Below are 8,737 nucleotides of genomic sequence, written 5' to 3' on the forward strand. Positions count from 1 at the left end.
ATTTGTCTTTATTCATATGCAACCTAAGTTAAGGCTGCAAAGTTATGATTTCAAATCGTTGCGCAAGGAAACCTCTTGTAACAAACTGTAATTCAATTATTTCAAAGAGCTATTCGCGATTTTTAGTGGACAGTAATGTTCCAGAATATATATTTCAGAAGGAGTGGTCCGTTTCAGTGGAGTCACTTCCACGTCTTTTCCTACGATGATATTTTCCTGTTGGAATGCCATCTCCACAGTTTTGAGAGCCAGTTCTGGATGGTTGTTGTCCTTGCTCAGATGGCAGAGCCATAAATGTTTCAGGCTCTGAGGGAAGTGATGGCTCAGGTAGTTGGCCATTTCATGGTTGCTCATGTGTCCGTTCGGGCCGGCAATGCGTTCTTTCAAATGTTGTGGGTAAGGCCCCATCTGAAGCATGCTGTCATCGTAGTTAGCTTCCAGTATCAGGTAATCAGCCTGCTGTATAAAGTGTGCGGCAGTGGAAGTAATATGTCCGATGTCAGTCAGGAAAGAGAAGGTTTTGTTGTCAGCCGTAATACAGTAACCTACATTGTCGGTTCCGTCGTGAGGAACTTCGAAGCAGGTGATGTTGAAATCACCTACGTTGAAAATTTCTTCCTTCTGAATAAAGCGGGTATGTTCGGGCCTTAACCGCTCTGTCATGCAGTAGCTGTGCTTCATACCTTCATGTATTTCCGGAGTGGCATACACTGGAATCCCGTGTTTTTCTCCCAGATGTCCTACTGCCTTGATGTGGTCGGCATGGTCATGAGTAACTAAAACAGCTTGTATATCTTCAAGGTTGAGCATACGTTCCTTAAATACTTTTTTTATGGTGCGGATACCGATACCTGCATCAACCAATATAGCGGTGTTGTCAGTAGCCAGGTAGTAACAGTTTCCGCTGCTGCCACTGGCCAGACTCATAAATTTTACTGTCATTTTCTCTCTTTTTTTGCTAAAGGAACGCAAAGATAGTGAAAGGTGAGAGGAGAGACAAACGAAAACCAAAGTTTTTCAGGTTTGTTTATTCCGAACCGCCTCCTGTCTTATGGAAAGATAGTGAAAGGTGAGAGGAGAGACAAACCGCATTTTGCCTTATGAGAAGCAAGTGAAGGATGAGTGAAGAAGCTGGCGAAAGGGGAAAGGTAGAAATCAAGCAAGGCTGTTCCGGAAGGGAACAGCCTTGCAAGCGGTTTTTATTTGTTTTTAGATGTGCCGGAAACTTTTAGAACTGGAAGAAATTCTTGGCATTATTGTAGCAGATGTCTTCTACCATTTGCTGTACACGCGGCATTTCGCATTCGGGGATTTCTCCGTTTTCTACGTCCTTGCCTAACAGGTTGCAGAGTGTGCGGCGGAAATATTCATGACGCGGATAAGAAAGGAAGGAACGTGAGTCGGTAAGCATACCTACGAAACGGCTCAGTAATCCCAGCAGAGAAAGTGCGTTCATTTGTTTTTCCATGCCGTCTTTCTGGTCGAGGAACCACCAGCCTGAACCAAACTGGATTTTTCCTGGAACAGAACCATCCTGGAAGTTGCCTAACATGGTGGCGATTACTTCGTTGGCACAGGGGTTCAGGTTATAGAGAATGGTTTTTGTAAGCTTTCCTTCTGAGTTCAGGCGATCCAGGTATTTTGCCATGGATTTGGCTGTGGTGAATTCACCGATAGAATCAAAGCCTGTGTCAGGTCCCAACAACTTGAACATCTTAGTGTTGTTGTTGCGGATGGCGCCGTAGTGGAACTGCTGTGTCCAGCCTGTTTCCCAATCCATTTCGCCGAATACCACCAGCATGGCCGATTTGAACTTCAGGACTTCTTCGTGTGTCAGTTCTGTACCGCCGTATACCTTGTTGAAGATGGCACGGATTTCTGCGTCGGTATAATCTTCTGCATAAAACTCTTCGATACCGAGGTCGGATAATTTACAGCCTTGTTCTGCAAAGAAAGCGTGACGCTTGCGCAGAGCTTCAATCATATCGTCAAAGTTAGAGATGCTGACACCGCTCACTTCAGCCAGTTTTTCTACGTAGGCACGGAACTCAGCCGGCACCTCTACTGCCATCGCTTTATCCGGACGCCAGGTAGGCAGCATCTTGATTTCAAAACCGCTTTCACGGGTGGCAATATGGTATTCCAGTGAATCTACCGGATCATCGGTTGTGCAGACTGTTTCTACATGATAGCGGCGCATCAGGTTGCGGGCTGAATATTCGGGAGTAGCCAGTTTGGCATTACATTCATCAAATATTTCGCGGGCAGTAGACGGGTTCAGAATCTTGTCGATGCCGAAAGCAGTCTTCAGTTCCAGGTGTGTCCAGTGATAAAGCGGATTACGGAATGTATACGGAACGGTTTCAGCCCATTTTTCAAATTTTTCCCAGTCAGTAGTGTCTTTTCCGGTACAGTAGCGTTCTTCCACTCCGTTGCTTCGCATGGCACGCCATTTATAATGGTCGCCTCCCAGCCAGATTTCAGTAATAGATTTGAATTGATAATCATCGGCTACCATTTTCGGAATCAGGTGACAGTGATAGTCGATAATCGGCATTTTAGCTGCGTGATTGTGATATAACTTCTGTGCGGTTTCAGTTTGCAACAGGAAGTTTTCATCCATAAATTTCTTCATGATAAACTGTATTTTTAGGTTTTGTAGTTATTGTCAAATAGTGTTGTTCCTGATAGAGAGGTTACAATTTATTTATGTTGGGCAACATAAAATATCGAATACCTATCCGTTATCGAACACGAAAGTAGAAATTTTATTTGGAATAACAAAATATTTATTACCTTTGCAACACTCATTTATGAAATTTAAATCCGTGAGTGAGTACGTAATTTAATGAAAAACAATTGCTTATATGTCCTCTTGCGGACTTTTGAGAGTAGAATTGCGACAAAATGACTATATAAACAACAATATTGTTATTAAAGATATAATATGAAAGCATTAAACAAAGAGACCGCTAGGAAAACGGTCCGTCCGGAAAGAATCATTCAGTTTGGCGAAGGGAATTTCCTTCGTGCGTTTGTAGACTGGATTATCTACAACATGAACGAAAAGGCTGATTTCAACAGCAGTGTAGTGGTGGTTCAACCCATCGAGAAAGGAATGATTGACATGCTGAACGCACAGGATTGTCTTTATCACGTCAATCTACAGGGTTTGGATAAAGGGGAAACGGTGAACAGTCTGACAATGATCGATGTAATCAGCCGTGCATTGAATCCTTACAGTCAGTTCGAAGAGTTCATGAAGCTGGCCGAACAGCCGGAAATGCGTTTCGTGATTTCCAATACAACTGAAGCGGGTATCACTTTTGATCCTTCCTGCAAGCTGGAAGATGCACCGGCTTCTTCTTATCCGGGAAAGCTGACACAACTTTTGTATCATCGTTATAAGACCTTCCAGGGAGATATGTCGAAGGGGCTGATTATCTTCCCGTGTGAACTGATTTTCCTGAACGGACACAAGTTGAAGGAAACCATCTACCAGTATATCGAGCTCTGGAACTTGGGAGATGATTTCAAACAGTGGTTCGAGAAAGCTTGTGGCGTATATGCTACGTTGGTAGACCGCATTGTACCGGGATTCCCGCGCAAGGATATTGCGGCTATCAAGGAAAAGCTGCAATACGATGACAACATGGTGGTGCAGGCCGAAATCTTCCATCTGTGGGTAATTGAAGCACCGCAGGAAGTGGCAGCTGAGTTCCCTGCCGACAAAGCCGGACTGAATGTACTCTTTGTGCCATCGGAAGCACCGTATCACGAACGGAAAGTGACTTTGCTGAACGGACCGCACACCGTGCTTTCTCCGGTAGCTTACCTCTCGGGTATCAACATCGTGCGCGATGCCTGCCAGCATCCGGTAGTAGGAAAGTTTATCCATAAGGTGATGTTTGAGGAACTGATGGAAACCCTGAATCTGCCGAAAGCGGAACTGGAAAAATTTGCGCATGATGTGCTGGAACGCTTCAACAATCCGTTTGTAGACCATCAGGTGACTTCTATCATGCTGAACTCCTTCCCGAAATACCAGACACGCGATCTTCCAGGATTGAAGACTTACCTGGAACGCAAGGGCAAGTTGCCCGAAGGACTGGTATTGGGACTGGCTGCCATCATGACCTATTACAAGGGCGGTGTACGTGCTGACGGTGCAGAAATCGTGCCCAATGACGCGCAGGAAATCATGGACTTGCTGACACGGTTGTGGGCTACGGGTGATACGGCCAAAGTGACTGAAGGCGTGCTGGGCGCAACCTTTATCTGGGGCGAGGACCTGAACCTGATTCCGGGACTGGCAGAAGCCGTGAAGAAGAATCTGGACAGCATTCAGGAAAAAGGTATGCTGGAAACAGTGAAAACCATTCTGTAACGATTAATTGTTAGAATTCCATATTCATCAGACGGGAGGAAAGGCTTGTTTTAAGCTGTTTCCTCCCGTTTTGTTTGTTTAAATTTGTGTTTTTGGCTCTTTTTGTTTATCTTGCTTTTCAAAGCAGGAGGGAAACTATGGAAATCACCGCACAAGTACAAAAGGAGCTGGAACTTTTCAACCGTGGACGTACGCGCGAAAACGGTGCCTATCTCATCAGTATGGCCACGGAATATCGTCCGTATTATGCCTTGTGGCGCGAATTTCTCTCTCCCCATTCTTATCTGTTTGTCCGCACATTAGGCGTGACGCTGGATGCGGCCTGTGCCCGTGCCTTCTCCATGTTGCAGAACTGCAATGTGCGGCTGGAAACGGCAGACAATGCGTTGTTTGAATCTTATTACGGGGCACTGGACGACTTGATGCCTTTCGGTAAATACAAGGGAAAGCACCTGGCTGAGATTTATTACATTGACCCTTCTTACATGCTCTGGCTGGCCAATAAGTTTGAGCCTACCAATCCACGATACGAACGGGTGGTGGAGCTGGCCAAGCGTTTTGCCGTGGTACATTTTGAACTGACCGTACGCAAGCCGCGTATTGCTTCGGTGAGCCGTTTTGTCGGGAAGGTGGGAGAGGTGTTAAAAGATTTGCAGGTCACGGTGCTGAACGTGCGGCTTCAGGTGGATACGTACAAACCTGATTTCTTTGTCGACCAGAATGTGCTGGCTGCCGACCGTGACGGTAATCGCTTTACCTTCCTGGTCAAGGCCCGTGCCCGCAGTCTGACACCGAATGCCTTGAGTTGCCGCAGCCGTCAGATACAACCGCAGGAGTTCCTGCATCTGCTTTCGGCCAAAGTCATGTCACAATATGAGTCGCATGGAGTGCGTTATACCCGTTTGGGTTACGTGAAACTGGCGTGACGAAAAGCCAGACGTACATATTCTTTCTGCCAGTCCTCCGGTTTGAGCACCTGCTGGTCGTAGGAAAGCAGGTCGATGTCAAGCGGGATGCGTCCTTCTTTTTTGCTGTCTGGAGTCCGTCCGTTTGTCTGTTCGATTTGCTTCAGGATGCTTCGCACCTCCGTCATGGCCAGTGAGGTGCAGAAACGTGCGGCACGGTTCAGGAACGGTTGCGGATTTTCCATTTTCTCCGGCGCGGTTTCTACGATTTCTCCCCATTCAATTTCCGGAAAGAGGCGTTGCAATGCCTTTTCCGCATTTTTCAGGTGCAGGCGGGCATCCTGGTTGGAACCCATGCAGAGCAGGCAGGTATGAGAGGCAGCTGTGTCACACATGGGCGGAATGATTTTTACGGAATACGAAATACAGTCCTACGATGATGAAAGGAATACTCAGAATCTGCCCCATGTCTATAGGGAGCACATTCTCAAAGTCCACCTGTCTTTCTTTCAGGAACTCCACGAAGAAGCGGAAGGTGAAAATCAGGGTGATGCACAAGCCGAAATAGAACCCTTTCCGTACGTTGTCTTTTTTCTTCCGGAAGATGGCCGTCATCACCAGGAAGAACAGGAAATAAGCTAATGCTTCGTAGAGCTGTGCCGGATGACGGGGCTGCATGTCCACCCGTTCGAAGATAAACGCCCAGGGCACGTCCGACGGCATTCCGATGATTTCCGAGTTCATCAGGTTGGCCAGTCGGATAAATCCGGCAGCCAGTGGTGCGGCTATGCCCATCATGTCCAAAATGTCGAGGAAATGAATCTTGGTTTTCCGGCAGAAAAGAACCAGTGCCAGAATCAGTCCCAGCGTACCTCCGTGGCTGGCCAGTCCGGCATATCCGGTAAACACCCATCCGCCTTGTGGCAGGAAATGTACCGGCAGTATGATTTCCAGCGGGTGGCTCAGGAAGTACTGCGGGTCGTAGAACAGGCAGTGCCCCAGCCGTGCTCCGGCAAAGATTCCGATAAAGCTATAGGTAAACAGCGTCTGGAAAGTGTCCAGCGGAAGTCCCTTTTGCTTGTACAAATGGTAAACTACCTGGCTTCCGGCCAGAATAGCGATTATCCATAACACGCTGTACCATCGGAGGGTAAAACTGCCGAGGTGGAACAAAGCCGGATCTGGGTTCCAGTGTATATAAAGTAATTCCATCATTTTTCCCTTAATTTTTAAGTATGCGGCAAAGGTAGTGAAAGGTGAGAGGAGAGCCAAGCGAAAAACGTAGTTTTTCAGCTGGGCTTTCCCGAACCGCATCCTAACTTATCGAAAGGTAGTGAAAGGTGAGAGGAGAGCCAAGCGAAAAACGTAGTTTTTCAGCTGGGCTTTCCCGAACCGCTTCCTAGCTTATCCAAAGGTTGTGAAAGGTGAGTGACACTATTCTTGTTTCGAATGCGCTTGCTTGTAAGCTTCCATTTCTTTCCGGCTACGACTGGAAGTCACCAGATACACCCCACCGAAAATAAGCACTACGGCAATGATTTTGGTCGTGTTAAAGGAATCCATTCCCCAGCATACGGCTACGATACAAGCCACAAGCGGCTGGATATAATTGTACATACCGGCTACTGTAGGACGGAGATTCTTTTGTCCCACCACAATCAGCATGTAACTGATGAAGGTGGCACCTACTACAATAAAGGTCAGGCTGCTAATCTCCACCGCCTTCAGTCCGCCCCAGTCTGCGTTCATCAAATCGCTGGCAGAGAAGGGAATTGTGCAGATAAAAGAGTAGGTGAACATCCACTTCATGATGGTGATGAGCGAATATTTGTTGACAAAATCCTTGAAGCGTACAATGTAGAACGCATAACAGAACTGTGCGAACAAGACCAGCAAATCGCCCCATATTGCCGTATGGCTGGCAGACGAGGCGGCCGGCTGGTTCTGGCTGCTTCCAAGGATGAGCAACAAGGCACCGCTCGCCCCACAGGCAATGCCCAGCACTTTCTTGCCGGTAATCGGTTCTTTCAGGATGAAAGCTGCCAGCAGCATGGCCCACAGCGGCATGCTCGTGGTGATGATGGAAGCATCGGCCGGTGAACTCAGGCTCACGCCGAAGATAAAGCATCCCTGATTGAACACGATGGCAAAGAGAGAGGCAAAGAACAGCGTAATCAGGTCTTTATGGTTGACGTGCTCCGGCTTCTGAAAGAAGCAATCCAGAACAACACCATGGCTCCTCCAATGCGGAGGTCTGTAACCACCAGCGGAGTAACAGCCCCACCAGCCATAAGTAATTTAGAGAGAGGAGACATCAGTCCCCACATTGTATTTGCTCCCAGCATGGAAGCATGTCCTTTCCAGCAAAATTTTTCCATATATTCTTCGTTTGATGATTTTCAAAAAAGTGCTGCAAAGTTAGAAAGGTCTGAAGGAGAAAAATTGTACTTTTGTGCTATAATCATGAAGAATACGACTATGTGGAAGGAAAATCTGTATCAGCAGGTGGAGATTCTCTTGAGAGAGCACGATGAGTTTCCGATAGGGGAACATCAGCATTCGTTCTTTGAGATGACATATATCCTGGAAGGAAGCGGCGACTTCTGCGCGCACACGATGGGGAGCGAGCGTGAATGGCATACCTATGAGGCGGGTGACCTTTTTCTGGTACCTCCCAACCGGATACATTTGTACACCATCCGTACGCATAGTCGCTATGTCTTTATCCGGTTTACGGAGAATTATGTACTCGACTGTATCGGCCGCTACATAGGGCATGCCCTCGAAATACAGTCAGGTTTCCAGATGGAACTTTCGTCGCCCGATAAGGAAGCCGTTCGTCAGCAGGTGGAATTGCTGGTCGGGGAGGTTTCACACAAGCGTTCCTTGTCGGAGATGTTGTGGTTGAATTATGTGGACAGTCTTATCCTGCTGGCAGTCAGGGGACTTCATTTGCCCGACACTGGGATTGCGCCGGAAGAAGATAAGGCACAGCATCTGCTGCTTTATATAGAACAGCATATTGACCAGCCGGAACAATTGCGCTTGAGCGTGCTGGCTGCGAAATTCCGTTTGTCACCTACCTACATAGGGCGTTTTTTCAAACGTAATTTTGGGGAAGATTTCAGGCTCTATGTATCCAAGAGCCGTTTGAAGCGGGTAGAGGAACTGTTGACAGGCAGCCGTATGAGCGTCAAGGAGATAGCCAGTCGGATGGGGTACATAGACTCCTGCTATTTGAACAAGCTTTTCCGGCAACATCATGGGGTAACTCCTATGCAGTATCGGAAGATGCATGCGTCTGAAAAATGAATCATTTATCAACCTTTGTATTACTCCCAGAGTGTCGTAAATATCGCTTGTCTCAACTAAAAGGGCATAATACTTTCAAGCGTCAGAAGATTGACTGGAAAACCTTTTGGAAACTTCTATGTTTTTCGTGGAG

The 8,737-nt window shown here is 47.1% G+C and carries 7 protein-coding genes and 1 pseudogene; 3 read left to right on the forward strand and 5 right to left on the reverse strand.

Annotation, left to right across the window (positions count from 1 at the left end):
- Window positions 1-96 precede the first annotated feature (96 nt).
- Both ACMJ0U_RS08085 and uxaC read right to left on the reverse strand, forming a co-directional pair.
- Window positions 97-942, reverse strand: coding sequence for an MBL fold metallo-hydrolase (locus tag ACMJ0U_RS08085; protein ID WP_417129462.1), 846 nt, complete (start codon window positions 940-942; stop codon window positions 97-99).
- A gap of 286 nt (window positions 943-1,228) precedes the next feature.
- Window positions 1,229-2,635: a glucuronate isomerase gene (uxaC, locus tag ACMJ0U_RS08090; RefSeq protein ID WP_417129463.1), complete on the reverse strand. Its 1,407-nt coding sequence runs from the start codon at window positions 2,633-2,635 to the stop codon at window positions 1,229-1,231.
- Between the two features lie 312 nt (window positions 2,636-2,947).
- On the opposite strand from uxaC, the gene ACMJ0U_RS08095 reads away from it, so the two are divergent.
- Together ACMJ0U_RS08095 and ACMJ0U_RS08100 are read left to right on the forward strand one after the other, a co-directional pair.
- Window positions 2,948-4,387 carry a tagaturonate reductase gene (locus tag ACMJ0U_RS08095; RefSeq protein WP_417129465.1) on the forward strand — a complete coding sequence of 480 codons (1,440 nt, stop codon included), beginning with the start codon at window positions 2,948-2,950 and terminating at the stop codon, window positions 4,385-4,387.
- 137 nt (window positions 4,388-4,524) lie between these two features.
- Window positions 4,525-5,313 carry a hypothetical protein gene (locus ACMJ0U_RS08100; RefSeq protein ID WP_417129466.1) on the forward strand — a complete coding sequence of 263 codons (789 nt, stop codon included), beginning with the start codon at window positions 4,525-4,527 and terminating at the stop codon, window positions 5,311-5,313.
- Here the strand turns inward: ACMJ0U_RS08100 and ACMJ0U_RS08105 are convergent.
- The 3 genes and pseudogenes from ACMJ0U_RS08105 to ACMJ0U_RS08115 all read right to left on the reverse strand — a co-directional run bounded on the left by ACMJ0U_RS08105 (window position 5,295) and on the right by ACMJ0U_RS08115 (window position 7,670).
- Window positions 5,295-5,687 carry a 2-amino-4-hydroxy-6-hydroxymethyldihydropteridine diphosphokinase gene (locus ACMJ0U_RS08105; protein WP_417129468.1) on the reverse strand — a complete coding sequence of 131 codons (393 nt, stop codon included), beginning with the start codon at window positions 5,685-5,687 and terminating at the stop codon, window positions 5,295-5,297. The two genes, ACMJ0U_RS08100 and ACMJ0U_RS08105, sit on opposite strands and share 19 nt — an antisense overlap.
- The gene (gene lgt / locus ACMJ0U_RS08110; RefSeq protein ID WP_417129472.1) at window positions 5,680-6,504 is read right to left on the reverse strand and encodes a prolipoprotein diacylglyceryl transferase; all 825 of its coding nucleotides are present in this window, start codon (window positions 6,502-6,504) and stop codon (window positions 5,680-5,682) included. The genes ACMJ0U_RS08105 and lgt overlap by 8 nt, the downstream gene beginning before the upstream one ends.
- A 222-nt stretch (window positions 6,505-6,726) precedes the next feature.
- Window positions 6,727-7,670 (reverse strand): annotated as a pseudogene (locus tag ACMJ0U_RS08115) (DMT family transporter).
- An 85-nt stretch (window positions 7,671-7,755) separates the two neighbouring features.
- On the opposite strand from ACMJ0U_RS08115, the gene ACMJ0U_RS08120 reads away from it, so the two are divergent.
- Window positions 7,756-8,604: a helix-turn-helix domain-containing protein gene (locus ACMJ0U_RS08120; RefSeq protein ID WP_417129470.1), complete on the forward strand. Its 849-nt coding sequence runs from the start codon at window positions 7,756-7,758 to the stop codon at window positions 8,602-8,604.
- Window positions 8,605-8,737: the final 133 nt, after the last annotated feature.

The sequence above is a fragment of the Phocaeicola sp. genome (assembly GCF_048170425.1).
Taxonomy (GTDB): domain Bacteria; phylum Bacteroidota; class Bacteroidia; order Bacteroidales; family Bacteroidaceae; genus Phocaeicola.